The following is a 23,132-nucleotide window of genomic DNA, read 5'->3' on the forward strand; positions in this document are numbered from 1 at the left end:
CATGCCCCCACCCGCACGAGTTCCTTCGTGCTGCCTGGGGGCATGTCCTTGCTGTTCCGCGACTCCGCCGCAGCGGTGGGCGCCCTGTGTTTGTCCCGCGCGCTCTTTCTCCACATGACAGAGCAGTTCGTGCATGTCCACGGTCATCAGCCGAGTTCGTCCGAGGCCCGTTCGTGGGAGCGGAGCATCCCGGTGCTCGCGAGCGCGCTCAACGACGCGGGGCTCGGGCAGGTGGAGATGATCCTGGAGTACGGGCTCCCGCTGAACAGCAAGCGCGCCGACGTCGTCCTGGCCGGCGTGCACCCCAGGACCGGCCTTCCGTCGTACGTCGTCGTGGAGCTGAAGCAGTGGAGCAGCGCCGAGCCGGACGACGACGATCCGTCGCTGTGCCGCGTGGACACCTATACCCGGCCGGTGTTGAACCCGGTCGACCAGGTCCGCGGCTACTGCAAGTACCTCGTCTCCTTCAACGGAGCGCTGGCCAAGCACCCGGACCGCGTCAGCGGCGCCGCGTACCTCCACAACGCCACCGAGTTCGGCATCAACGGGCTCTTCGAAGCTCGCCAGGACCAGTACGGCCAGCTCTTCATCGGTGCACGGCGCGGGGAGTTCGTCGAGTTTCTGCGTACGAAGCTGGGGACTGTCTCCGGTGCCTCGGCCGCTGACGAACTGGTCAACGCCAAGATCGGCCCGTCCAGGCAACTGATGGCCGTCGCAGCCGAAGAGGTCCGCGAGCGCGAGCAGTTCGTCCTGCTGGACGAGCAGCAGGTCGCCTACCGGCAGGTCCTCAATGCCGTACGCCGCGCGAAGGGCTCCGACCACAAGGAAGTCGTCGTCGTCACCGGCGGGCCCGGCACCGGTAAGAGCGTCATCGCCCTGTCGCTCCTGGGCGAGCTGTACCGGCAGGGCACCACGGCTCTGCACGCGACCGGCTCCAAGTCCTTCACGAGCACGATGAGGAAGGTCGCGGGCGCCAGAAAGCCTGCTATCCAGGATCTCTTCAAGTACTTCAACAGCTTCATGACCGCCGGGCGCAACGGCCTCGACGTGCTCATCTGCGACGAGGCCCACCGCATCCGGGAGACTTCGGCCAACCGTTTCACACGGGCGTCGAACCGCACGGGCAAGCCGCAGATCGAGGAGCTGATCGACGCGGCGCGGGTCCCCGTCTTCCTGCTGGACGAGCACCAGGTCGTGCGTCCTGGCGAACTGGGCACGGTCTCGGACATCAAGGCGGCCGCGGCGAAGAAGGGACTCCGCTGTGTGGTGGTCCCGCTGGAAGGCCAGTTCCGGTGCGGTGGAAGCGACGCGTATCTCCGCTGGGTGGTGCGGCTGCTGGGACTGGAGCCCGGCGGCCCGGTGAGGTGGGAGCCCGACGGAAGGATACGGTTGCTGGTGGCGGAGAGCCCGCAGGAGATGGAAACGTTCCTCGGGGGCCGCCGCTCCCGCGGCTACAGCGCGCGCATGTCGGCCGGCTACTGCTGGAAGTGGACGAAACAGGTCCCGGCCGGGCAGGCACTCCCCCCGGACGTGGTCATCGGGGACTGGCAACGGCCCTGGAACGTCTACGGCGACCGGGCCGTCGCAGGCGCACCGCCGTCAGCCCTCTGGGCGACCGACCCGGCGGGTTTCGGGCAAGTGGGCTGCGTGTACACGGCGCAGGGCTTCGAGTACGACTGGAGCGGCGTCATCATCGGTCCGGACCTGGTCTGGCGCGGCGACCGCTGGGTCACCGACCGTACGGCGTCCAAGGACCCGGTCTTCAAGAGGTCGACACCCAACGCGGATGTAGATCGGCTGATCCGCAACACCTACAAGGTGTTGCTGACACGGGGGATGATCGGCACGGTGGTGTACTCAACGGACCCCGAAACGCGCGCGAAGCTACGGGAGCTGGCAGGTTCGGCGACCGAAAGCCTGGCCGCCGTCTGACCCCCGAGGGTTCCCCTTGGATCCCGACTGCGCGGGGCGGGCCTTTACACCGTAGATCTGCCATCAGCAGAACGGGAGACCGCTCCGGCGCCGGAGCCCGTCATGCTGGGCGGATGCCGAACGACGATCACACCGAAAGCCTCCGCGCGGCCGAACGGCGCCTTCAGGCCGCCCAGCTCGCCTCCGACGTCGCCGCACTGGGCGAACTGCTCGACGACGCGGGACGGTTCACCGGCCCTGACGGACGCCTCTACTCGAAGGACGACGACCTGGACGCCCACCGGACCGGCCACCAGGTGCTCACCGGCCTTGAGGAAGAAGACCTCCGGGTGTTCGCCACCGCGCACACCGGTGTCACCTGGTTTCTCGGCACCCTGGAGGGCTCCGTCGGCGAGCAGCCGTTGCGTGCACGGATGCGCTACACCCGGACCTGGACCCGTGACCGGGCGGGCTGGAAGATCATCGCGGCGCACGCCACCTTCGTCACCGAATGACCCGGCCGGCGGGCCTCAGTCCTCTTCCAGGGGCCAGGTCTCCCAGACCGCGTCCAGGCGCCGGTACGCGTCGTCGAACCAGGCGTCGGCAAGGGGGACGGTGACTGTCACCGTCGTCATGGAGTCGGAAGAGTCCTTGATCGTGACCTGGCACCGGTCGTCGTCCTCGTCGAGCTCGACGAAGAACCACGGATCCCGCGTTCCCTCGCGCCAGGTGATGTCCTGGCCCGCGTCGAGCGCGTCCAGAGCCTGCTGCCACTCCCCCAGGCCCTCGGGGCCGACCCAGGTCTTGAGGGTGCCGCGGACGAACGGCGTCTCGACCACGAACTCCCCGACCAGGACATCCGCCTCGTCAGGACGCTTCCGCTCCTCCTTCCCGTCGATCCGGAGAACGACGCTGTTCCCGTCCCCCTCCAGGCGGATCAGGTCGATCGGATCCTCAGCCATGACTGCCCCTCCCGGCTCGCACACGTCGCCGAAGACTAGCGGCCACCACTGACACGCCGTCGGTTGAGGGAGCGTCACGGGGTGCGAGCCTGGAGGGAGTTCGATATCACCTGGCACCGGCGGACCGCCACGCTGCCCAGAACCAGCAGCCGCAGGTCAGCGCCGCTTGGGGGCCGGTGCACCCCAGACCACCGGGTTCACGTCGTCCGCAGGCACGGGGTAGCGAGACGTCACCGCCCGCCCCGGGACAACGACTGGACGACAAAGGTCATGTGCTGAATGTTGCCCATGGTGTTCCACGTCGTGGGGTTTCCTGTCCCTGCGGCACCCGTCGTCAGGGCGCACTCCGCATACCAGCGGTCGCCCTCGCTCGTCCGAGTACCGCGGTAGCCTGATGACTCGGTGACCCAGCGCGCCGCCGCGCGCGTCGCGCCTGTCTCGCCTCGCCCCTCGACCAAGAAACTGGCCAGCAGGAAGGCGCGTTCGGTCGTGTACCGGAGCAGTCCGTAGCGAGAACGCTCGCTGCCCTCAACCGGGCGCGTCAGGTTGCGCGCGGCGAGGGTGCCGTAGTCGCCGTAGCGTACGGACCGGGCGTAGGACCGCTCGCTGGTGCGTAACTCGCACCAGGTGTGCCAGTCTGTCCGCGCGGCCACGCCACGTCCCCGATCGAGCACCCTGCCGGCCTCGTCGGGGAATCCGCCCGAGAGAAGGGCGACTGTGCGCCACGCGGCCAGCGGAACCAGTTCGTCGAGTGCGCGTATCGCTTCCTTCGCGGCATCGGGCCGGGTGGGCAGGACGGCCTGGAGATCGAGCAGGAGATCCACCGGTACCCCGACCCCCACGCGCACCAGCAGATCCTGTGTGTGCGGTGAGTTCGTCGCGGAAAGCCCCGGGCACCCGTATACGGACCCCCAGCCCACCGCCCGCCGCAGCGGCGCACTCCGCCGCCAGGGCCTGATGGGACCGCGGCCGTGCCGGATCGGCGACGGGCAGAAGCGGAGTGGCGGACCAGCAGTAGCGGAGCAGTTCTTCGTAGGGGTCGTGGTCGAGGGCCGTAAACGGTGTGTCGAGCCATGCCGCGCGGCGCTGCTGGACCCGCACAATGCGCCTGAGCGCCTTCTTCACCGTGTCCGCGGGCTGACGGGCGCCGCCGCCGATTTCCGGCAGCGTCCACAGCGGGACGGTTCGATCGGCGGTCTCCGCATCGAGCTTTCCGAACGCGGACGCGGCGTGGGCCCGCACCGGAAGGACTGGAATGTACAGCGGTCCGGGCATAGCCGCCCTCCACACTGTCCGGCGACGCTACGAAATCAGCCTGAGCTGTTGTGATGCCTGCCGAAAGGGCGCAATCCGGTCAGACCTGTCCCTGGGGTGTACCGAGCCCTCGCGAGGGTCCTCGCAGGGACGGCACCGCGCGCGGATCTCTCCGGCGCGGTGCCGTCGGTGCGGGGGATGGGCTAGATCATCTGCCCTACCCACCAGAAGAGGAGGCCCGCCAGCCCGGTACCGAGGCCGTAGTACAGGCCGTGCAGCAGGTGCGTGGGGAACTCTCCCAATGCGCCTGCCGCACCGGCAATACCACCGGGAGGCGGGGCGCAGTGCACGCAGGTCTGGTTGTTCCTCTGCCGCATGGCGGAATTGACCGGCGGCGCGTGAGCTGAGGCACCGGGACGCCCTTCTGCCGTCAGTGCTGCTCGCAGTAGCGCTGGAAGCGGTCGGCGATCTCGCTCTCCGGGCGGCAGACCAGCGCGTCGCGGACGTCTTCGCGGGAGGCCAGCCGCTGTATTTCCCGGTGCATGTGCGGTTCCCAGCCGGGTTCGCAGTTGCGGTCGACGTAGTCGGCGAAGAGGCTCACGCCGGATATGAACTCGTCGTCGGGTCCGCCGTCCTCCTGCAGTTGCGTACGCCAGTGGCCGGCCTCGGCGGGCTCGCCCAGGCCGAGGTGGTGCAGGTGCAGGCAGTAGGCGGCGGCGCGGCTGCCGGCGCCGGCGGCCAACTGCCACCAGAACTGCGCGCTTTCCCGGTGATCCGCCTGGTACAGCATGCAGGCGAAGACCTGCATGCCGCGGATCGCCCCGTCTATGTCGGGAACCTCCAGCCACGCCTCGTGGCACTGCGGCCCGTGGTCGCTGAGCAGACTGGCCAGCCGGCCGACGAACCCCCTCGCCCCGGCCCGGTTGACGGTCCAGCGCACCAGGACCGACAACTCGTCCCGCGCCTGCACCACGGGAGAGGCGTCCGTGCCCGGGCCCGTATACCCGGCCGGCCCCTCCCGCAGCCGCCGGAGACCGGCCGCCACATCGAACCGCCGCCGGCCCGCCAGCATCATCTCCCCGGCCCCCGCCAGGAGTTGTTCCACTGCCGCGCTCTGCTCGCTCACTTCGTGTCCCCGTCCTTCTTCAGCAACTGCGCGAGATCCCGCTCCAGGCGCTTCGTGGCGCGACGGCAGTGGTAGTCGACGGTGCTGGCCGTGACACCCAGGTACCAGGCGATCCGCTCGGTGGGGAACTTGCACAGGTAGCGCAGGACCACCACGTCGAACTGCCGCGGCGAGAGCTTCGCTATCGCCTCGTAGAGCCCGACGCCCGCGTGCTGCTGCTCCAGAAGTTCCTGGTACACGGCCAGCACGTGCGCGATCTCGCGCCGCACCGCCGACTCCTCGACGTACGAGGCGACAACCCGGCGCAGGATCGCCCACGCCTGCTGCCGCAGATCGCCGTGCCGGCCCAGTTCCTCCCAGCGGTTGCGGATCTGATGGAACGCCAGGTGGATCGCCTCTTCCGCGGTCTCGTCGTCGAGCCAGTACTGGGCGTAGGTGAAGTAGGCGTCCGCGTTGGCGAGGTACAGCGCCTCGCACACGGGCGGGACGTGCAGCATGGCGTGCGTCACCGGGCTGCTGTGATCCTCTGCGGGGACTTCCTCGGTCATAGGTCCTCTTCGAGCGGGGGCGGATATGGAGAATCGGGCGACTCCCTCGTCACCCGATGAACGTGCTGCACCCAGCCAACCCGACCGCATGAGCGAACACGCATGAGCAGCGCGTCGATTTCGCCCCGCGATCATGGATTCCGCGCCACGCACGACTCCTTAACCCGCGGTAACGCCCGGCGAACTGTACGTTCGAGAATCCGACAGAGCCGCGGTCTACACCTTTCCGGCGTGGTGATGTGTCTCACCGTGCGAGCTGTGCCCTGAGCCCTGAAATTGCAGCCACGAATCAGCGATCAAACCAGACCACCTTGCGCCGACCATTGCGCACTGCTCGACCGGAAATGGCCAGGCATGCGAATGCACTGGTCCACCCGATGTCCAGGACGGCACAGTCGCCACGATGCCGCGCGCGACGGCCCCCGGAGCCCGAGCGTCCCGCGTAGCGGCGGCCAGCCTGGTCATGACGGCCCTCCGCGCGGGCGGCGAACTTCTGAACACCCGGAGGGCCCCCGCCGCCCCGAGAGGGCCGCCGGTGTGCGGGGCGAGGTGGGGCGGCGGTGGGCTCCCTGCTGGCTGACCTGCGGGGGTGGGAGGGTGGGGCCGGGTGTCAGTGGGGTCCCGTACGCTTCCGGCCACCGCACATCGACCGGGAGGATCAAGAGAATTGAGTCGCGTTTCTGCTTTCCCGCTGCCCTTCCAGGCATCGCGTTCCCTCTCGTTCGCGAAGCCTCGCACCCTTCGGGAACTCGAGATGATGCAGTGCAGCGCCCATATTCGGGCGAAGCCGGAGTGGTTCGACAAGATGAACGACGCCGGCGTCGTCGCCAGGTGGACGCAAGAGGCGATCGCCCAGGGTCTCACCGAAGCGCAGGTCAGTTATGTCCTTGCCGAGCTCACGCATTACGCGGCGCTGCGCGACGGGAGGAACGGCGTGGAGGTTTCCGCCGTCGATGGGGTGTGGCAGTCGGACCGGCTGGTCGATGACGGGCTGAGGGCCCGGTTGCGGGAGGCGGTCCGGGTGCTGGAGGAGGTACCGGAAGAGGTGCGGGACTGGCATCCCGGGTCCGAGGGGCAGGTGCTGGATCTGGTTCATCCCTCGCTCTTCTGTCTGGTGAACGGGGTGAGCGGCGGGCCCGAGCGGGCCTGGCGGAATCCGACGGACCGCTGGTCGGCGTACGAGTTCTCGGAGAAGTACCAGTGGCTGCCCACCGACGTCGACGTCAGTGCCGACGGCGAGGTCGCCTTCCGTTCGTACGTGAACAATGTCCACCCCGAGACCCATCGCGAGCTGGCCGCCGTCCTCCCCGACCTGTTCGCCCGCCTGCTGCCGCTGCTGGAGAACGTGCTCACCGATCTGCGCCATCCACGGCCCCTGCGGATCGAGCCGGATCCGTACGGGTGGTACGACTCCGAGCCGGAGTATCCGGACGAGGAGGATCACAGCGACAAGGCGGCCCACGAGGAGGCCGTACGCGCCTGGGAGCAGGCCCAGGACGACTGGTGGGAGAACCGGAGCCCGGTCATCCCGGACGCGCCGGTCTTCACCCCGCCCGAGCCGCCCGGCGACTCCGCCCGCGTCGACCTGCGCGGGCGGCGGCTCCAGGTCATAGTCAAGCTGGCCACGATCCATCTCACCCCGGACAGGCCCGAGTACGCCGGTGGGTCGTGGCACGTCGAGGGGATGGTGAACGAGCGGATCGTCTCGACCGGCATCTACTACTGGGACAGCGAGAACATCACAGAAAGCCGGCTGAGCTTCCGGGCGGCCCTCGACCAGCCGGGCTACGAGCAGAACGACGACAACGGCGTGCGCGAGGTCTACGGCCTGGAGGACGAGGACGCGCTGAACCAGGTACTCGGCTCCGCAGCCACCCCCGCCGGCCGCTGCCTGGCCTTCCCGAACATCCTCCAGCACCGCGTCGGCGAGTTCCGCCTCGCGGACCCCACCCGCCCGGGGCATCGCAAGATTCTCGTGTTCTTCCTGGTCGACCCGGAGACGACCGTCGTCTCGACGTCCGATGTGCCGCCGCAGCAGCCCTGGGCCGACACGTCGACCATGACGCTGGAGGAGGCCAGGGCCCACCGCGAACAGCTCATGCACGAACGCAAGTTCTTCGTCGACGAACACAACGAACAGCTCTACGAGCGGGAGTTCTCCCTCTGCGAGCACTGAGGCCGGCCCGGCGGGCCGGGCGCGGTCGGTGCGCCCCCTCGTGGTCCTGGCCGGTATTGCTCCGGCTCAGCCGGAACCGTTCCGGCCCGGGCTGCGTGACCTCCTTGTGTTGCCGGCTGATGCTGAGGGGGACCCGTGAGGGCTCGGACGATGGTGAGCGTGGCGTTGGCGGGGTGTGTGGCCCTGGTCGCGTGCGCGTGTGGTCCGGGCAAGGCGAAGGACGACTCGGACGCGAAGGCCCCGCGAGCGTCGGAGGTGTCGGAGCCGTCCGCGTCCACGGGGGTCGAGAAGCCCGCGGGCGACCCGTCCCCGTCCGCCCCGAGCGAGAAGCCGTCCGCCCTTCCGGCCGGCGACGGGCCCGCGCCCAAGACGAAGGAGGGCGCGATCGAGCGGTACGAGGTGTACCTCCACGCCGTGGGCCGTGAGGACGTCGACACCGTCTGCGAGGTCGCCGGGCCCGCCGCCGAGAAGGGGGAGGCCGAGGGCGTCGGCCCGTGCACGACGGCGTTCCTCGCCATGTTCCAGATGATCTCGCCGGAGCAGAAGGAGGCCCTGAGGACCGCCACCGTCGACCCGCAGGGCGTCACCGTGCTCGCCTCCGACAGGGTCGAGATTCCCGCAGAAGCGATCAGGGCCTCCGTCACCTTCTCCGACAGCGAACTCGGCAGGCGCACCATGGGGTACCTCAAGGACGAGTGGTTCATCACGGACTGAGCCCCGTCCCGCCGTCCCGTCGCGTCCCGTCGCGTCCCGTCGCGTACGGAGCCGCCCCCGCCCGGCGGCTCCGTACGCAAGGCACGCCTTCCTCCACGCGCTTCCCTCACTCTGCGTAGCGCCCCCGCCGCCCAGGGCGAAGCCCGGCGTCCGCCCCTACACCCCCGCCCACAGCCGGTGAAGATGCCGGACCGCGCAGGTGCGGCACAATGGAAGTGCCATGGTCGGGGTTGTGGCCCCACGCGGCAGGCTCACCGCGCGCGTATGCGCAATCGCCCGGCCTGTCTCTCGCGCGTCAAGCGAAGTCGAGAGGCGAGAGGAGGGCGGTCTCATGACCGGCATCACCAAGCGTATCGGCGACCTGTTCCGGATCAAGGCCAACAAGGCGCTCGACCGGGCCGAGGACCCGCGTGAAGTCCTGGACTACTCATACCAGCAGCAGTTGGAGATGCTGCAGAAGGTACGGCGCGGTCTGGCCGACGTCGCCACCAGCCGCAAACGCATCGAGCTGCAGGCGGACCAGTTGCGGCAGTCCACGGACAAGCTGGAGGGCCAGGCACAGCAGGCGCTCGCGGTCGGCCGGGAGGACCTGGCCCGCGAGGCGCTCACCCGCCGTACCACCGCGGCCTCGCAGATCGCCGATCTGCAGGATCAGCAGACGGCGCTGCAGGCGGAGGAAGAAAAGCTGACCCTGGCCTCGCAGCGCCTCCAGGCGAAGGTGGACTCGTTCCGTACCCGCAAGGAGACGATCAAGGCCACCTACACCGCGGCCGAGGCCCAGACCCGGATCACCGAGGCCGTCAGCGGCGTCGGCGAGGAGATGGGCGATGTCGGCCTCGCCGTGCAACGGGCCCAGGACAAGACCGAGCAGATGCAGGCGCGCGCGGGCGCGCTGGACGAGCTGATCGATTCCGGGGCGCTGGAGGACGCCACGCTGCCGGGCGGCCGGGACGACATCGAGACCGAGCTCGAGCGCGTGGGTGCGGATCAGGACGTGGAGATCGAGCTGGCCCGGATGAAGGCGCAGTTGCCCGCCGGTTCCGCCCCGGAGGAGAAGGGAGATCCCGGCGCCGCCGGGGGCGGCTCGGACGAGGAGGCGACGTCGTGATCATCCGGATTCTCGGCGAGGGCCAGTACGAGGTCGCCGACCAGCACCTGGACCGGCTCAACCATCTGGACGCCGCCCTCCAGTCGGCCGCGGACGCGGGTGACGAGGGAGCGTTCGGTACCGCTCTGTCCTCGCTTCTGGACGTCGTACGCAGCCTGGGCCGGCCGCTGCCGGACGAGGAGATCACGCCGTCCGACCTGGTACTGCCCGACGAGGGCACCAGCCTCACGCAGGTGAGGCACCTGCTTTCCGACGATGGTCTGATCCCGGGGTGAGGACTGATGCGCAGCCGCTTTGAGCCCGACCGGCGCCTGACCACCCGCATGGTGGTCACGATGTTCCTGCTCGGGCTGGTGTACGTGGCCTTCGTCGCCGCGCTGATCGCACTGCTCAAGTCCGTCGTGCTGGTGGTGGTCATCGCCGTCGGGGTGCTGGCGCTGCAGTACTGGTTCTCGGACCGGATCGCCCTGTACGCGATGCACGGCAGATTCGTCACGCCCGAGGAAGAACCCCAGTTGCACGGCATCATCGACCGGCTGTGCGCCACCGCGGACATGCCCAAGCCCCGGGTGGCCGTCTCCGGGATGGACCTGCCGAACGCCTTCGCCACCGGCCGCAACGCCGACCACGCCGTCGTCTGCGTCACCAAGGGACTGCAGCGCCGCCTGACGACCGAGGAGCTCGAAGGCGTCCTCGCCCACGAGCTGTCCCACATCGCGCACCGCGACGTGGCGGTGATCACCATCGCCTCGTTCCTGGGTGTGATCGCGGGACTCGTCGTCCGCTTCGCCTTCTACTCCCAGATCTTCGGCGGACGCTCGCGCGACCAGAACACCATCGTCATCCTCGCGGCGGTGATGGCCGTCTCGGCGGTCGTCTACGCGGTCAGTTTCGTGCTCATCCGCGCCCTCTCGCGCTACCGCGAGCTCGCCGCCGACCGCGCCGGGGCCATGCTGACCGCCAAGCCCTCCGCGCTGGCGTCGGCCCTCACCAAGATCAGCGGGGACATCGCCCGTATCCCCACCCAGGATCTGCGCACCTCCCAGGCGTTCAACGCGTTCTTCTTCACCCCCGCCATCCGCCCGGGCACCGCGATGGCCAACCTGTTCTCCACCCACCCCACCCTGGAGCGCCGTCTGGAGGCCCTCGCGGGGATCTCCGCCGAACTGGGCGAGCCCGGAGGCGGCGGGGACGCCGCGGGAAGGAGCTGAGACCTCGTGGGCTTCCTTGACTCCCTCTTCGGCCGGTCCAAGCCGGTCAAGCCCGACCTCGACCAGCTCTTCGGGCTCCCCTCCGCGGCGATCACGCTCCAGGCGGCCGTCGGCTTCACCCCGACCGGCGCGGGCTCGGTGTGCTTCGCGTCCATCGAGGGCGGGGCCTTCGCGCAGGTCCAGCAGGAGGTACGGGCCCTGCTGGACGCCGACTCCGAACGGGCCGGCGCGCCGGTCGAGTTCAGCCGCGACGACTACGGGTACTCCTGGCTGCTCTCCCGCCGCACCCCGGACGACCTGCCCGCGCTGGTCGGCGACCTGCACGCGGTGAACTCGGCGCTGGAGGACAGCGGCTTCGGGCCGCAGCTCCTCTGCTCCCTGGTCACCTTCCACGACGTTGAGATGCGCTCCCTGGCGCTGGTCTACCTCTACAAGCGGGGCACCTTCTACCCCTTCGCCCCGCTGTCCGGCGAGAAACGGGACAACCCGCTGGAACTCCAGGTCAAGGCCGTGGTCAAGGATGACCTGCGTGTCGAGGAGGACCTGACCCGCTGGTTCCCGCTCTGGGGCGCCCCGGGCCTGTGAGGCCCACCGCCGCGTTCAGCCGGCCGCGATCATCTCCCGGAGCACGTCGTCGAGCGGGGTGGGGTGGAGGCCGAACGTCTCCTCGATACGGGACGAGTCCAGGACGAACGGCTGCTGGAACTGGTACTGCATCTCCGGCAGTTCCCGTACCACCGGCGAGAAGAGCCCGCCGGCGCGGAGCAGCCAGCCCGGCATCGCGCGCAACCGCGGCTCGCGTACCTCCGCCAGCCGGGCCAGGCGCGCGGCCAGTTCGCGTACGGAGAGAGGCGCAGCGGTGGGCGCGTGCCAGACGCGGCCCCAGGCCCGCTCGTCCTGCGCGACCGCCACGAGCGCCCGGGCGGCGTCCCGGGTGGCCGTCCAACTGTGCGGGGCGTCCAGGTCGGCGGGCACCGGCGCGGGCTTGCCGGCCAGCACCTTGGGCGCGACGGTGACGGTGATGACGGAGTACGCCCCGGCGCCGATGAAGTCCGAGGCCCGTACGGTCGTCACGCGCACCCGGCCGGCCTCGTGCGCGGCGTCGGCCTGCCGCCAGACCTCGGCCCGGACGCGGCCCTTGACGCTGGAGGGGGCCAGGGGCAGGTCCTCGGTCATGGGGCCTTCGACCGGCCCGTAGGCGTAGAGGTTGTCGAGCATGACGTAGTCGGCGCCGGTGCGTTCCGCCGCGGTGAGCAGCCCTTCGGCCAGCGGCGGGAGGGCCTTGGGCCAGGTGTGGTACGGCGGGGCGGCGCAGTTGAACAGGGTGGCGGCGCCCCGGGCGACCTCCGAGAGCCGGTCGGCGTCGGCGGCGTCGGCGGCCACGCGCTCGATCGCCGGGTGCTCGGGCCCGCCGCCCCCGCGGGTGACGAGGCGGACGCGGTGGCCGGCGTCGGCGAGCAGACGTGCGGTGGCCACACCGGTGCCACCGGCACCGACCACGACGGCGAGGGACATGCGCTCCTCCAGGGCTCCGGGCGGGCTCGGCGCAGGGCGCGGCGACCGGACGTACGGCACGGGCCGGTTGCCGAACACCTGGAGGTTCAGGGTATGTCCACACCGACCGGACCGCGGTGAGCCCCGCACGCAGCCGCTGGGCGCGCCGTGGCGTCAACGACAAGACCAACCTGATCAAGCGCCAGATGTACGGCAGGGCCGGCTTCCGGCCCCGGACTTCTCGCGAAGACGCAGGTGCCTGGGTATGGTGCGGCAATGCGGTCACTTGACTACGCGGCGGTGTTGCCGTTCCTGAGCAACATCGAAGTCGTTGCCTCCACCGTCGTCGCCGTCTGTACCGCGATCACAGGAGTCGTCGCTCTCACACGAGTCATCCGTTCCAACCAACGGACGGTGCGGGCGAAAAGCCTCAAGATCGGCTGGCAGGTCGATTCGGGCCCCGACTCGACAGGAGCCCTCGTCCTCAACGAGTCCACGGCCACGTTCCAGAAGCTGGTCGTCACCGTCACCTGCGGCTCGCACCTGCGTACGGCCCGCAAAGACATCGCCGTCCTCAAGGCGGGCGACGAGCATCTGTGGCCGAGCGACGACGTCCACCGGTCGGTGAAGGCCAGGCCGTCTCCCGCGGATGCCTCGACCAGGCATCACGGCACACCGCACGACGTACAGATCACCTTCCGGGACGGCAAAGGCTACTGGTCCCGGAACGAAGAGCGGCTCGACCGGGTGCGGTCGCTGGTGGTCTGGGCGGAGCGGACCCGGGCTCGCACGCTCGCGAAATACTTCGGGAGTTCCAGTCCCTTCCGCAGAACGTACGCGGTCTCTGTCAGGGTGGAGTCGTTCGACCGCACCGAGGCGCTGGAGGAAGCGTTCACACGACTCGTCGCGACTGGCCGCCCACCACGCGGCTACCATGTTCCGGACGTGGTGGCCGGGCCGCATGACTGGATCGGGCGCGTCGTACGGGAAGGCTCGGTACTCGAGCCGCCGTTCAGCCCCGCAGGGCTGGCCCGGATCTCCCCTGTCGCTGTGGAAGCGCTCACCAGCCAGGAACAGCTCTACGCGATACCGTACGTCTTCGACAGCGTGGCTCTGATCCGCAACAACGCGCTTGCGGGCAACGGTCCGATGCCGACGGCGTTCGACGAGACCGTCCGCGCCGGTAACGCAGCCGTCGCGGCCAAAGGGATCGCGGACGGTGCCGGAGTCGCGCTCCAGGTCGGCTCCCCTGACCCAGCGGGGAATGCCGGCGACCCGTACCACATGTGGCCACTGTTCTCCAGCAGCGGCGGGACGTTCTTCGGCCTGCGCAGGACTCCCTCCGAAGCGGGCGGCGCCGACAGGTTCGAGGACATCTCGGCGTGGCGCGAGAACTTCGTGAACGCGTTCGTCCGGCTGAGCAAGCTCGGCACCGGCCCGGGCGGGAGCGGCGCGCTGAACCCGGACATCGGCCGCGCGGAAGCCTTACCGCTCTTCCTGGAGGGCCGCGCCCCGTTTCTGGTCTGCTCGTCACGTGCCCTCGCCGCGATCAAGGACCAGCGCATGGACGTGAGCGTCGCCGCGGTACCTCCGCTGGGTGACAGGCAAGCCGTGTCGATGGTCTCGGTGTACGGCTTCTACATCTACCGGGACGCACCGAACGTTCCCGCGGCACGCGACCTGGTGACCTCCTATCTGTCCCGGCCGGACGCGGGTGAAGACCTCAACAAGCTTCAGCAGCTGGTACCCGTACAGGAGGAGGCGATGGGCACCGTCGCCGCCCGGGACGCGATCCTGCGTCCGTACATCGGTCAATGTGACGACGGCCAAGTGATGCCGTCGTGGCCGGAGATGCGCGCGGCGTGGCAACTCCTCGGACATACCGAGTACAAGGTCCTGGCCGGCGAGGGCGACCCGCGTGCCGTGGCCGGGGAGGCGGCCGAGGCCGGATGGGAACTACTCCGGGAAGCACGCGGCGCCGAGTAGCGCCCCCCGAAGCCGACCCGGTGGTGCGATCGGCGGTGCACCCCCAGGATCCCCCCGGCCCCCGGCTGACCTGATGGTTTGCCAGTTCGCCGGAGCCGCGGCTCTGCGTGGCCTAGACGTTGAAGCGGAACACCGGGTACACAGTTTCGACCTGCGGAAACGGCGGAGGGTCGGACTGGATCCAGCCAGAATCCAGCCACCGGAACCGGGCGAAGACTGCCAGCAGTGAGAACGCCTCATGTCTGGGCGCAACCCAGCGCAGATCCAGCAGTGGGTGCAAGCAGGGCGTTCGCCGTCAGTGCTCTTGGTTCAGCGAATCAGATCGCTGAGCAGGTCGTCGATGACGCTCTCCTCCTCCACACCGACCCCGACCTCGGTGAGAGCGGCGCTCAGTGCGGGGTCCCAGGGGGCGGACGCGGGGGTGCCCCGCAACGGGCGCGCAAGCGGCATCGTGGCCGCTGCCGCCCGGTAATCCGCCGCGGTGTAGCGCCAGGGGCGCCACGGAACGCGGCGCAGCAGGCCCCCCGCGATGCGCAGGCCGCCCCAGTCGAAATCGCCGTGATAGAGCAGCCGTGCTCCGGCCGTGTGCAGGAGCCGCAGCAGGGTGAGCGCGGCGGCCGAGGGCTGGCCCTGGAGGCAGACCAGAGGGGCGCAGTCGGCGCCGTACGCATCGGCCGCGGCGGCGACGACCGCGGGGTTCTCGCATACGTACACCGCGGGGGCGGTCGCCGGCGGGCGGGGCGCGCCGTGGGCGAGTTGGCGCAAGGTGAGCACCGCCGGCTCGCCCGCGTCGGCGAGCGCGTCGAGTGCCGCGGTGCCGCGTACACCCAGCGCCAGCACGGTGGCGGACAGGGCGTCCTTCAGCAGGCCCGCCGAGGCCCAGGCCGCCCGGCGCCACTCGGCGCCTTCGCCGTCGGGGAAGCCGGTCAGGGCCCGGACGCCGGAGCGGACCAGGGTGGCGAGCGGGGTGCCGTCGTCGAGGGCGTGGGCATCACCAAGCGTCTGGGCAGCGAACTCGGGCAGCGGGCGGGCCGGCTCGGCGGGGAGCGCGCCGAGCGCCGAGACGGTCGCGGCGAGCAGAGGGCGGGCCGCATCGGGGCTGCGGGCGAGGCGGCGTACGAGGCCGTCCCGGCGGATGTCATCGGCCCAGTCCGCCAGTTCCGCGGGCAGGGCGGCGAGTGGTGCGTACGCCTCCTCCCACGCCCGTGCCTGACGCTCGCGGGCCTCTGCGAGCGGGACCACGGGGCCGGTCAGGGCGGTCACGGCGGCGGCCAGGCCCGCGGGGCTGACCCGGGAGCGGCGCAGCACCGCGTCGACCTCGTCCAGCCGTACGCTCAGTGAGCGGCCTGGACGTGGGGCGCGGCCCAGCAGGCGTTCGGCGGCCCCGCGCTGTGCGGCCGTGGCGGAAGCGAGCGTCACCGTGCCGGTCAGGGGCTCGCCGCGGGCCAGCCGATGTCGGGCGCGTTCCACCAGCCAGTCGAGGCCGGGCCCGCCGAGCAGGCGGGTGAGGCGGTCGGGGTCGATACGCGCCGTTTCGTCAGCGGCGGCGCCGGCGTTCGGCTCGGCTCCGGCGTTCGGCCGGTCCCCGCTCACGTCCACAGGGGCTCCGCACCGGACTCCTGCGCATCCCCGTCCCGCGGCACGGGGATGCCGCCCTGCGACGCCGCCGTGCGCTCCGGCTCCGCTCCCTGGTCCAGGGCCACCCCGTCCCACTCCCAACGCGTGACCAGCACCGCCGCGATCTCGTCCACCCGCGACAACTGCGCGATGGCGATCCCCGGCACCTGCGGGTAGCAGGCCCACTCACGCTCGCTCGTCATCACCACGTCGAGATCGAAGGCGTGCAGCAGGCCGAGGCACTTGGCACGGGAGTCGTCGTCGACACCCGCGAACGCCTCGTCCAGGGCGACCAGCCGTGGGGCGTCCGGTGCGGCCGTGGCGTAGTGGGACGAGGCCGCCGCGAACAGCGGCACGCTCATGGCCAGCACCCGCTCGCCCCCGGAGGCGGGTCCGGTGGCCGGCACCCACCGGCCCTGCTGGTGGCGTTCCACTCCGAACTCGTGCCAGGAACGGTAGTCCAGTGCCGCGGTGAGCACCTCCAGCCAACTGCCCTTCCCGCCGCCCTCTCCTTCGTCGGTCTGCTGCCGCGCGATCTGAGCCTGCAGGAACTCCCCCACCGCGGCCCGGTCCTCCGGTGCCCAGGCGTCGGCGGTCTGCCGCAGCCGCGTCCGGGCCCGGTCCAGACCGGCCGGCGCCTTGCGGGAGGGGCGCCAGATCAGCCGCAGCCGCATGCCGGTGGAGGTGGGGCGCTGTTCCAGCTCGTCGTTCATGCGCCGCACCTGCAGCTCCGCGGCGGCGATCAGCTCCTGGAGGGTGCCGGCGACCTCGGTGAGCAGGTGGGTCTCCAGGATCTCGCGCTCGTGCGCGGACAGGATCCGCTGCAGCTCGGCCACCTCGGCCGCCAGCGCCTCCGCAAGTTCGGGCACGGCCCGCTCCCTGCCCTGGTAGAGGATGTCGACGGCCATGCCGTCGTCCGTCATCCGCGCGCTGGCGCTGTGGCCGCCTCGGGAGAGGGCGTCCTGCAGCTTCTTGTACTCCTCGCCGAGCCGTTTCTGCACCCGCTCCCAGGCGCCGTCGGAGTCGTCGACGCCGGCTTCGGCCAGCTCCGCCTCCACGGTGCGGGCGAGCGCGATGGTGGGCTTCGCCGCCCAGCCGCCGGCGTCCTGCGCCGGCACCGCCACGTCCGGAAGCGCCACGGTGAGCAGCCCGGTGGCGGTGAACCGCTGCAGCGCGGCAATCGCCTCGGCGCGGGCGGCGGTCGCCTCCCGGGTGTCCTTCTCCAGTTGCTCGATCCGCCCCTCCGCGCGCCCGGCGCTCTTCTCCGCCGCGGTGTGGTCCGTACGCGCCTGCCGCTGGCCCCGTTCGCACGCGTCCCGTGCGTCCGCGGTCTGCGCCAGCCGCCGCTGGAGCTCGGCCACGGCCGCGCCCACGGTGCTGCCCAGGGTGGCGTGGCGTTCCCCGGCCGCCGCCGCCGTACGGGCCGACTCCTCGGCGCGTACGGCCAGTTCCGCCACCCGTTCCCCGGCCCGCTCGGTCTCGCCGCGGTCCTCGGCGGCGGCGCGCGCGGCGGCGGCCCGTTCCCGCAGCGCCGGCCACAACGCGGCCAGCACGGCGGTGTAGTCGGCCAGCGCCTGCCGTACGGCGGTCAGGCCCGGCCGGTCTGCGGGCAGGTCCACGGCCGCGGCGGTATCCGCCAGTTCGGTGGCGGCCGTCTCCTCCGCACGGGCGGCTTCACGGGCCGTCCCGGCGTGCTCGTCGCGGCGGATACGGGCCCGGTGGGCGGCCTCCGCGGCGGCGGCGGTCTGCGCGTGGGCGTGGCGCAGATCCGCCTCTTCTTGGTCAGGGACGGTGGCGAGTTCGCCGTCCAGGGCGCGGCGCCGGGCGGCCACCGCGTCCCGCTGCGCCTGAAGCGCCTCCCGCGCCGCCGCGAGTTCACCGAGTTCGCCGCGCAGCTCGGCGATACGGGTCCGGCGGGCCTCCTCGCGCGCGCCTTCGCCGACGTACACGGCGGCTTCCTTCGCCCAGCTTCCGGTCAGGGCGCCCACGCGAAAGCGGCCGTCCGGAGCCACCCAGGTGTCGCCGTGGCCGGTGCCGGGGCCGTCACCCGGCCCGTCGCCCAGACCGATCGCCCCGAGCAGCCGGACCACGGCCGCCTCGCCCACCGCGGCGGCCCGCGCGTCGCCGTGGTCCACCGCCGGGCGCAGGGCTCCGTCGAGCCGCGGGCGCCCGGTGAGCGGAGCGCCGGGGGCGAGCAGCACGTCGTGCCCGTCCGCGGCGAGCGCCGTGCCGTCCGGGACCACCCGGGCGTCCAGCAGCCCGGACGCCTCCAGCGCCGCCTCCAGACCGGCGCGTTCCGCCGTACCGACGTGTTCGCGGAAGTCGATCAGACGCCACAGCGGCGCGCCCGGCGCCTCCTCGCGTACACCCGGGGTACGGGTGTGAGGCACCGGCGGCCCGACCTGGCCGCCCGCTTCGAGCCCGGCCAGCTCCCGCTCGGCCGCCTCCCTCCGGGCGCCGAGGTCCGCCAGCCGCCGCCCCAGCGCGGCCGACTCGTCGGCCAGCCGCGCGGCGCGCACGCGATGGGCGTGGGCGGCGCGCTCGCGGGCGGGTGACGGGCCGGTCAGATGCATCGTCCAGTCCGTCAGGACGTCGAGCAGTCCCTCGGGGTCGTCGACGGCCAGCTCGGCGCAGCCCCGGAGATGGTCGCGTACGGCGGCGACGAGCGCGCTTCCCGCCGCGGTGGTCGCTGCCTCGGCCGCGGCCTGCCGCTCGGCGGTGTGCCCGGCCTCCCGCTCGGCCTCGTCCAGGCGGCGGGCCGCGGCGCGGCGCTCGGCCGCGGCCTGTTCGGCCTGTGCCGCCAGGTCCGCTACGTGGTCCACCGTGCGCCGCCTGCGGTCCACCGCCTCCTCGGCCGCCCGGCGCAGCTCCGCTTCCGGGGCGCCGTCCGTCCGCAGGCCGCCGGTGAGCCGGGCGGTCCGGGCCACCTCCCGCTCCTGCTCCACGATCCGCGCAAGCTGGTCCTCCGCTTCCCCGAGCCGGGCGACGGCATCCGCGAGCCGGCCCAGCGCCCGGGTGTGGTCCTGCGCCGCCTGCTCCCGGTCGGCCTCGGCACGCCGCAGCTCCGCCTCCGTGCGCCGGGCGTCGTCCGCGGCCTGCTCCAGCTCGCGGGCGCTGCGCATCTCCGGCCCTGCCCGCAGCGCCTCCTCCTGCGCCTTCAGCCGTACGGCCGTCTCCTCCAGCTCCGCGATCCGGGCCGCGGCCACCTGCCGGTCCGCCTCCGCCTGCGCCAGCTCCTCCCGCGCGGCGCCGAGGTCGCGGCCCAGCCGCTCGTAGCGGGCGTGCTCGGTACGCGGCAGCCGCGCGCGGCGGCGGGCCGCGACGCGGGCGTAGCGGCGGTAGTGATCGAGGAACGCGGAGGAGGCCCGCTCTGCCTCGGCCGCCTGCCGCAGCTCCTCCTTCTCCTCGTCCAGCGAGCGGAACGCCTCCGCAACGTCCGCGATCACCGCCTGATCCAGCGGCGGCAGCGCCTCCGTCAGCGCCCGCGACAGCGCGGCCTCGCTGGGCCGTTTCGAGAGCTGCGGCTGGCGGAGCTGGATGAGCAGGTCGACGAGGGCGGCGTAGCGCCGTTCGCCGAGCCCGAACAGCGCCTCGTCGACCGCTCTGCGGTACGCCTTCGCCTGGTCGTAGACCATGCCGCGGCCCGCGACGGCCTCCGTGAGCCGGTCGCGGGACAGCGCGGTGCCGGTGGCGTCGACCAGGCTCAGCTCCGCGCCGATCCGCTGGTCGGTGACCGCGTACCAGTGGCGGGCGATGCCGCGGCCCGCGACCGCCTTCAGCCCGCACAGCAGAGTGACGAAGTGCGTCTGACCGGTGCCGGTGTCGCGTCTGCCGAACTCGATCCAGGTGTAGCCGAGCCGCTCGGGGTGCGGGTGCTCGCCGCCGAGCAGCAGGTTCCACTCCATGCGCTTGCCCGGGTCGGCGTCGGGCTCCACGCGGCGCGCGGACAGGTCGCCGTCCAGCAGGAACGGCAGGGTGAGGGCGAGGACCTTGGACTTGCCGGTGCCGTTGTTGCCGCGCAGGAGCAGGCGGCCGTCGCGGAACCAGAACTCCTCGGTGTCGTAGTAGAAGAGGTCGACCAGGCCGATGCGCAGAGGGCGCCACCGGCCGGGCGCGGGGTGCGGGAGAACGGTCACTGCTCGGGGGCCTTTCGGGGGTCGGGCACGGGACGCACGACGGGTTCTCCCACCGCGTACCGGGCGAGTGCGGGCCGCGGGACGACTCCTTCTGCCGTACGGACCACCAGGCCCAGCGCGGTGAGCCGGTCCAGAGCCTGGCCGGTCAGCTCCGCCTCGGCGCCCGGCTGCCGGGCGCTCTTGGCCCAGAACCCGGCGTGCTGCCGGGCCAGCTCCCGCACCTTGGCGCCGAGCGCGGCCTCGGTCACGGGCCCGTCCGCGGCGGCCAGATGCTCGGCCAGGAGCAGCGTGACGTGTCCGTACGTACCCTGCTCGGGCATACGTACGTCGGTCAGGTCGTAGGTGGCACCGCCCGGGCGCAGGTCGCCGGGAGGGTCCACCATGGCGATACCTTCGGCCCTCACCTCCGCGACCAGCCCGGTCAGTTCGGTGATACGGGACGTGAGGAAGGCCCGCTGCCGGGTCAGATACGCCAGCTCCTCGTCGGTCAGCTCGTCGTAGTACAGCACCGGGTCGTCGAGCAGCCGCCTGGTCAGGCGGTAGCGGATGGCACGGAAGCGCAGCTCGTCGCTGTCCAGCGCGGTCTCGGCGGTGAGTTCGGCCAGCCGCTCGGCGAACCCGGCCGCGGTGACGAGCGACGGGCCGCGCCGGGCGGCCAGCAGCCCGGCCAGCACCCGCCGCTCCACGTCGTACAGCACATCGCCGGAACCGGAGACGTACGCGTCCTCGTCCCCGGCGACCCGGCGCAGCACCCCGAGGTGCAGCAGCAGCCGGACCACGGCCGCGAGGTCGAGGCGCTCGTCGCGCCGCTCCAGGGTGAACTCCAGCCCGGCCGCCGCCAGTTGCTCGTCAGCGGCGTCGAGAACGACCTGCTCGGCAAGCCGGCCGAGCGCGATCTGCGCCTCACTGCGCTCCAGCGCCGCCAGCGCCAGGCACAGCAGCACGTAGCGGCGCCGGGTGAACGGCGCCCGCGACCGGCTCACTTCGCGCGCCGGATGCGTGGGGTCCGCCAGAGTGCCGGGGGTGCGCAGCAGCCGGGCGGACTCGGCGTCCACCCGCAGCGGCCAGCCGGTGTTGCGGTCGAACCACTCGCGCAGCTCGGCGGCATGGCGCCGAACCAGCCGGAAGCTGTCCGCCTGCGGGCCGCGGGCGAGCAGCAGCGGCTCCTTCAGCAGCGCGCGAGCCGCCCTCTGCAGCTCGGCACTGCGGTGGGCGTCCAGGAACTCGCCGAGAGGGCTGCTCACGCACGGACCCCCGTGTCCACCGGCATGTCCGCGGACATGTCCACGGCCTGGACGGTGCCCGCCCGGGTGATGATCTCCACCAGGTGATCCGGCCCTCGGAACACGCCGGCGGGCGTGCGCACTTCCGCCCGCCCGCCGTCCCGCAGCGCGGTGAGGCGGATCTCCATCGTGCCGTCGGTGCTGGTCACGGTAGTGGTCAGGGTATCCGGGCGCCAGGTGGCCAGCGCATCCCCGAGCAGCCGCAGGAACAAGCCGAAGGCCAGCGGGTCGAGTTCGCCGACCTGTGACAGCCGGACCTCGCCGCCGGTGGCCAGCCGGGCGCGGGCCGCGGCGACCTCGGCCGCCTGCCTGCCCGCGTACTCGGCCAGCCGCCACCGCTCGGCGGAGCGGTCCCACACCCGCCGCGGCTTGCCCCGCCGCTCGTAGCTGCCCGTCCGGCGCAGCTGCGGGCTGATCCTCAGCGGCTCCGCCGCCGCCCACGGCGTGGCGGGCGGCACCGGCTCCGCGGCCCGCGCCGCCAGGGTGTCGGCGTCGATGGTCAGGTGCCGGGCCGGATAGAGACCGAAGGCGGCGCGCCACAGCCGGTGCCGGGCGGCGTCGTCGGGCGCCTCGGCAAACCAGCGGGCCAGGGTGCGGAAGTCCGCGGAGCGGTCGGTGCGTCCGGCCCGCCGCTCGTTGAGCTGCCGTACCACGGCCAGTAGTTGCGGGATCGCGCCGAGCGCCCGGCCGCGCAGCAGCCGGGCCTGCGACTCGCGGCCGTCCGCGGAGACGAACCAGGAGGCCAGCCCCGACCACCGGGCCGCCCAGCGCTCGTACGCCCGCGCCTGCGCGGTCTCGGTCTCCTCCGGTGCGGCGTCGGCCGATTCGCGGGCAGCCGCGAGCCGCAGCAGCGTCTCCACCCGGCCCTGCTGCTCCAGCTCCCCGATCAGCCGGGCGATCCGCCCACCGAGGGCGATGAGATCCTGGATGAACCGCTCCAGATACTGGATCAGCCGGTCCTTGTACGCGAGGAAGACCTCGACCTCGACGCCGTGCAGGTCGATGGTGCGCTGCAGGGAACCCATGAAGGCCCGCGCGTTCTCCGCCAGCGCCGCGAACCGGTCCGCGAGCGCGGCCAGTGCCAGATGCGCCTTCGCCGCGTCCGGCTCGTCGTCCGCCGCGAGCACCAGCAGCGCCCGCAGCTGGGTAACGATGTCATGCAGTGCGACGGCCTGAAGTGCGCCGCGCCGCCCCAGCGCCTCGTCGTACGCCGCGATCGCCAGCTCCACCGCCTCGCCGGCCGGGGTGAGCTGGTAGATGAACCGCTTGCGGTAGAAGTCCTCGACCGCGGTCACGCGCGAGGTGTCCGGGTCGGCCCGCAGGTTGCCCCACTGCACGAGGCTGTCCAGCGCCTTGGCCACGGCCTCCACCTCGGCCGGCCGCTCCTCCGGCGGCAGCGCGGCGTGCACGTCCTCCGGCCGCAGGTGCACCGCGAAGCGCTCCTTGGCCGCGGTGAAGACGGCCATCACCTGCCGGTAGCGGGCGGCATGGGGAACCGTGAGGTGAGCGAACGGGCCGCGCCCGGCCTCGTGTCGCGCGGATTCGGGTGCACTCATCGCGGGGCATTCTTCCCGAGCGACCCCGGGTCGGTGCAACCGAGACCGGA

Annotated in this window: 18 protein-coding genes and 1 pseudogene; 9 read left to right on the top strand and 10 right to left on the bottom strand. The window is 71.9% G+C overall.

The features are described 5' to 3' along the window. Positions 1–48: 48 nt before the first annotated feature. Positions 49–1,932 (top strand): DUF2075 domain-containing protein, encoded by a 1,884-nt coding sequence (locus FB457_RS01335; protein ID WP_145780851.1) that lies wholly within the window; start codon positions 49–51, stop codon positions 1,930–1,932. A gap of 113 nt (positions 1,933–2,045) precedes the next feature. After that, positions 2,046–2,426, top strand: coding sequence for a nuclear transport factor 2 family protein (locus FB457_RS01340; protein WP_047017833.1), 381 nt, complete (start codon positions 2,046–2,048; stop codon positions 2,424–2,426). A 15-nt stretch (positions 2,427–2,441) separates the two neighbouring features. On the opposite strand, the gene FB457_RS01345 is transcribed toward FB457_RS01340, so the two are convergent. From FB457_RS01345 to FB457_RS01365, 5 genes and pseudogenes are all read right to left on the bottom strand, one after another. Further along, on the bottom strand, positions 2,442–2,873 hold the full coding sequence (locus FB457_RS01345) for a DUF5959 family protein (protein ID WP_047017832.1): 432 nt from the start codon (positions 2,871–2,873) through the stop codon (positions 2,442–2,444). 230 nt (positions 2,874–3,103) lie between these two features. Then, positions 3,104–3,793 carry a beta family protein gene (locus tag FB457_RS01350; protein ID WP_486588893.1) on the bottom strand — a complete coding sequence of 230 codons (690 nt, stop codon included), beginning with the start codon at positions 3,791–3,793 and terminating at the stop codon, positions 3,104–3,106. Then, positions 3,774–4,148 (bottom strand): annotated as a pseudogene (locus tag FB457_RS01355) (beta family protein); the annotation flags it as partial. The pseudogene FB457_RS01355 and the gene FB457_RS01350, both read right to left, overlap by 20 nt. A gap of 409 nt (positions 4,149–4,557) precedes the next feature. Next, positions 4,558–5,253, bottom strand: a complete 696-nt coding sequence (locus FB457_RS01360) for a hypothetical protein (protein ID WP_047017830.1) — start codon at positions 5,251–5,253, stop codon at positions 4,558–4,560. After that, the gene (locus FB457_RS01365) at positions 5,250–5,801 is read right to left on the bottom strand and encodes a sigma-70 family RNA polymerase sigma factor (protein ID WP_047017829.1); all 552 of its coding nucleotides are present in this window, start codon (positions 5,799–5,801) and stop codon (positions 5,250–5,252) included. Before FB457_RS01365 ends, FB457_RS01360 begins: the two co-directional genes overlap by 4 nt. A gap of 613 nt (positions 5,802–6,414) precedes the next feature. On the opposite strand from FB457_RS01365, the gene FB457_RS01370 reads away from it, so the two are divergent. The 6 genes from FB457_RS01370 to pspAB all read left to right on the top strand — a co-directional run bounded on the left by FB457_RS01370 (position 6,415) and on the right by pspAB (position 11,595). Beyond that, entirely contained in the window at positions 6,415–7,977 is a 1,563-nt protein-coding gene (locus FB457_RS01370) for a DUF4246 domain-containing protein (protein ID WP_486588920.1), read from the top strand. 135 nt (positions 7,978–8,112) lie between these two features. Continuing rightward, on the top strand, positions 8,113–8,691 hold the full coding sequence (locus tag FB457_RS01375) for a hypothetical protein (RefSeq protein WP_047017827.1): 579 nt from the start codon (positions 8,113–8,115) through the stop codon (positions 8,689–8,691). Positions 8,692–9,022: 331 nt separating this feature from the next. Further along, positions 9,023–9,799, top strand: a complete 777-nt coding sequence (locus FB457_RS01380; protein ID WP_047017826.1) for a PspA/IM30 family protein — start codon at positions 9,023–9,025, stop codon at positions 9,797–9,799. Next, the gene (gene pspAA, locus FB457_RS01385) at positions 9,796–10,074 is read left to right on the top strand and encodes a PspA-associated protein PspAA (protein WP_047017825.1); all 279 of its coding nucleotides are present in this window, start codon (positions 9,796–9,798) and stop codon (positions 10,072–10,074) included. Before FB457_RS01380 ends, pspAA begins: the two co-directional genes overlap by 4 nt. Positions 10,075–10,080: 6 nt before the next feature. Beyond that, on the top strand, positions 10,081–11,010 hold the full coding sequence (gene htpX, locus FB457_RS01390; protein WP_047017824.1) for a zinc metalloprotease HtpX: 930 nt from the start codon (positions 10,081–10,083) through the stop codon (positions 11,008–11,010). Between the two features lie 6 nt (positions 11,011–11,016). Next, positions 11,017–11,595: a PspA-associated protein PspAB gene (pspAB, locus tag FB457_RS01395; RefSeq protein ID WP_047017823.1), complete on the top strand. Its 579-nt coding sequence runs from the start codon at positions 11,017–11,019 to the stop codon at positions 11,593–11,595. Positions 11,596–11,610: 15 nt separating this feature from the next. On the opposite strand, the gene FB457_RS01400 is transcribed toward pspAB, so the two are convergent. Further along, positions 11,611–12,525, bottom strand: coding sequence for an NAD-dependent epimerase/dehydratase family protein (locus FB457_RS01400; RefSeq protein ID WP_145780503.1), 915 nt, complete (start codon positions 12,523–12,525; stop codon positions 11,611–11,613). Between the two features lie 255 nt (positions 12,526–12,780). On the opposite strand from FB457_RS01400, the gene FB457_RS01405 reads away from it, so the two are divergent. Beyond that, positions 12,781–14,490 (top strand): sugar ABC transporter substrate-binding protein, encoded by a 1,710-nt coding sequence (locus FB457_RS01405; protein WP_047017821.1) that lies wholly within the window; start codon positions 12,781–12,783, stop codon positions 14,488–14,490. Between the two features lie 309 nt (positions 14,491–14,799). On the opposite strand, the gene FB457_RS01410 is transcribed toward FB457_RS01405, so the two are convergent. Genes FB457_RS01410 through FB457_RS01425 form a run of 4 tightly spaced genes read right to left on the bottom strand, consistent with a single transcriptional unit; the run spans position 14,800 to position 23,082 of the window. After that, the gene (locus tag FB457_RS01410) at positions 14,800–16,083 is read right to left on the bottom strand and encodes a TIGR02679 family protein (RefSeq protein ID WP_222439482.1); all 1,284 of its coding nucleotides are present in this window, start codon (positions 16,081–16,083) and stop codon (positions 14,800–14,802) included. Continuing rightward, positions 16,080–20,243: a TIGR02680 family protein gene (locus FB457_RS01415; RefSeq protein ID WP_145780505.1), complete on the bottom strand. Its 4,164-nt coding sequence runs from the start codon at positions 20,241–20,243 to the stop codon at positions 16,080–16,082. Before FB457_RS01415 ends, FB457_RS01410 begins: the two co-directional genes overlap by 4 nt. Then, entirely contained in the window at positions 20,240–21,487 is a 1,248-nt protein-coding gene (locus FB457_RS01420) for a TIGR02678 family protein (RefSeq protein ID WP_145780508.1), read from the bottom strand. Before FB457_RS01420 ends, FB457_RS01415 begins: the two co-directional genes overlap by 4 nt. Beyond that, positions 21,484–23,082: a TIGR02677 family protein gene (locus FB457_RS01425; protein ID WP_145780510.1), complete on the bottom strand. Its 1,599-nt coding sequence runs from the start codon at positions 23,080–23,082 to the stop codon at positions 21,484–21,486. Before FB457_RS01425 ends, FB457_RS01420 begins: the two co-directional genes overlap by 4 nt. Positions 23,083–23,132 lie beyond the last annotated feature (50 nt).

It is taken from the genome of Streptomyces sp. CNZ287, from assembly GCF_007827615.1.

Coding starts and splice junctions, on each gene's coding strand:
- FB457_RS01340 (WP_047017833.1), top strand. CDS start 2,046: ATGCCGAACGACGATCACACCGAAAGCCTCCGCGCGGCCGAACGGCGC.
- FB457_RS01345 (WP_047017832.1), bottom strand. CDS start 2,873: ATGGCTGAGGATCCGATCGACCTGATCCGCCTGGAGGGGGACGGGAAC.
- FB457_RS01365 (WP_047017829.1), bottom strand. CDS start 5,801: ATGACCGAGGAAGTCCCCGCAGAGGATCACAGCAGCCCGGTGACGCAC.
- FB457_RS01380 (WP_047017826.1), top strand. CDS start 9,023: ATGACCGGCATCACCAAGCGTATCGGCGACCTGTTCCGGATCAAGGCC.
- htpX (WP_047017824.1), top strand. CDS start 10,081: ATGCGCAGCCGCTTTGAGCCCGACCGGCGCCTGACCACCCGCATGGTG.
- FB457_RS01400 (WP_145780503.1), bottom strand. CDS start 12,525: ATGTCCCTCGCCGTCGTGGTCGGTGCCGGTGGCACCGGTGTGGCCACC.
- FB457_RS01405 (WP_047017821.1), top strand. CDS start 12,781: ATGCGGTCACTTGACTACGCGGCGGTGTTGCCGTTCCTGAGCAACATC.
- FB457_RS01425 (WP_145780510.1), bottom strand. CDS start 23,082: ATGAGTGCACCCGAATCCGCGCGACACGAGGCCGGGCGCGGCCCGTTC.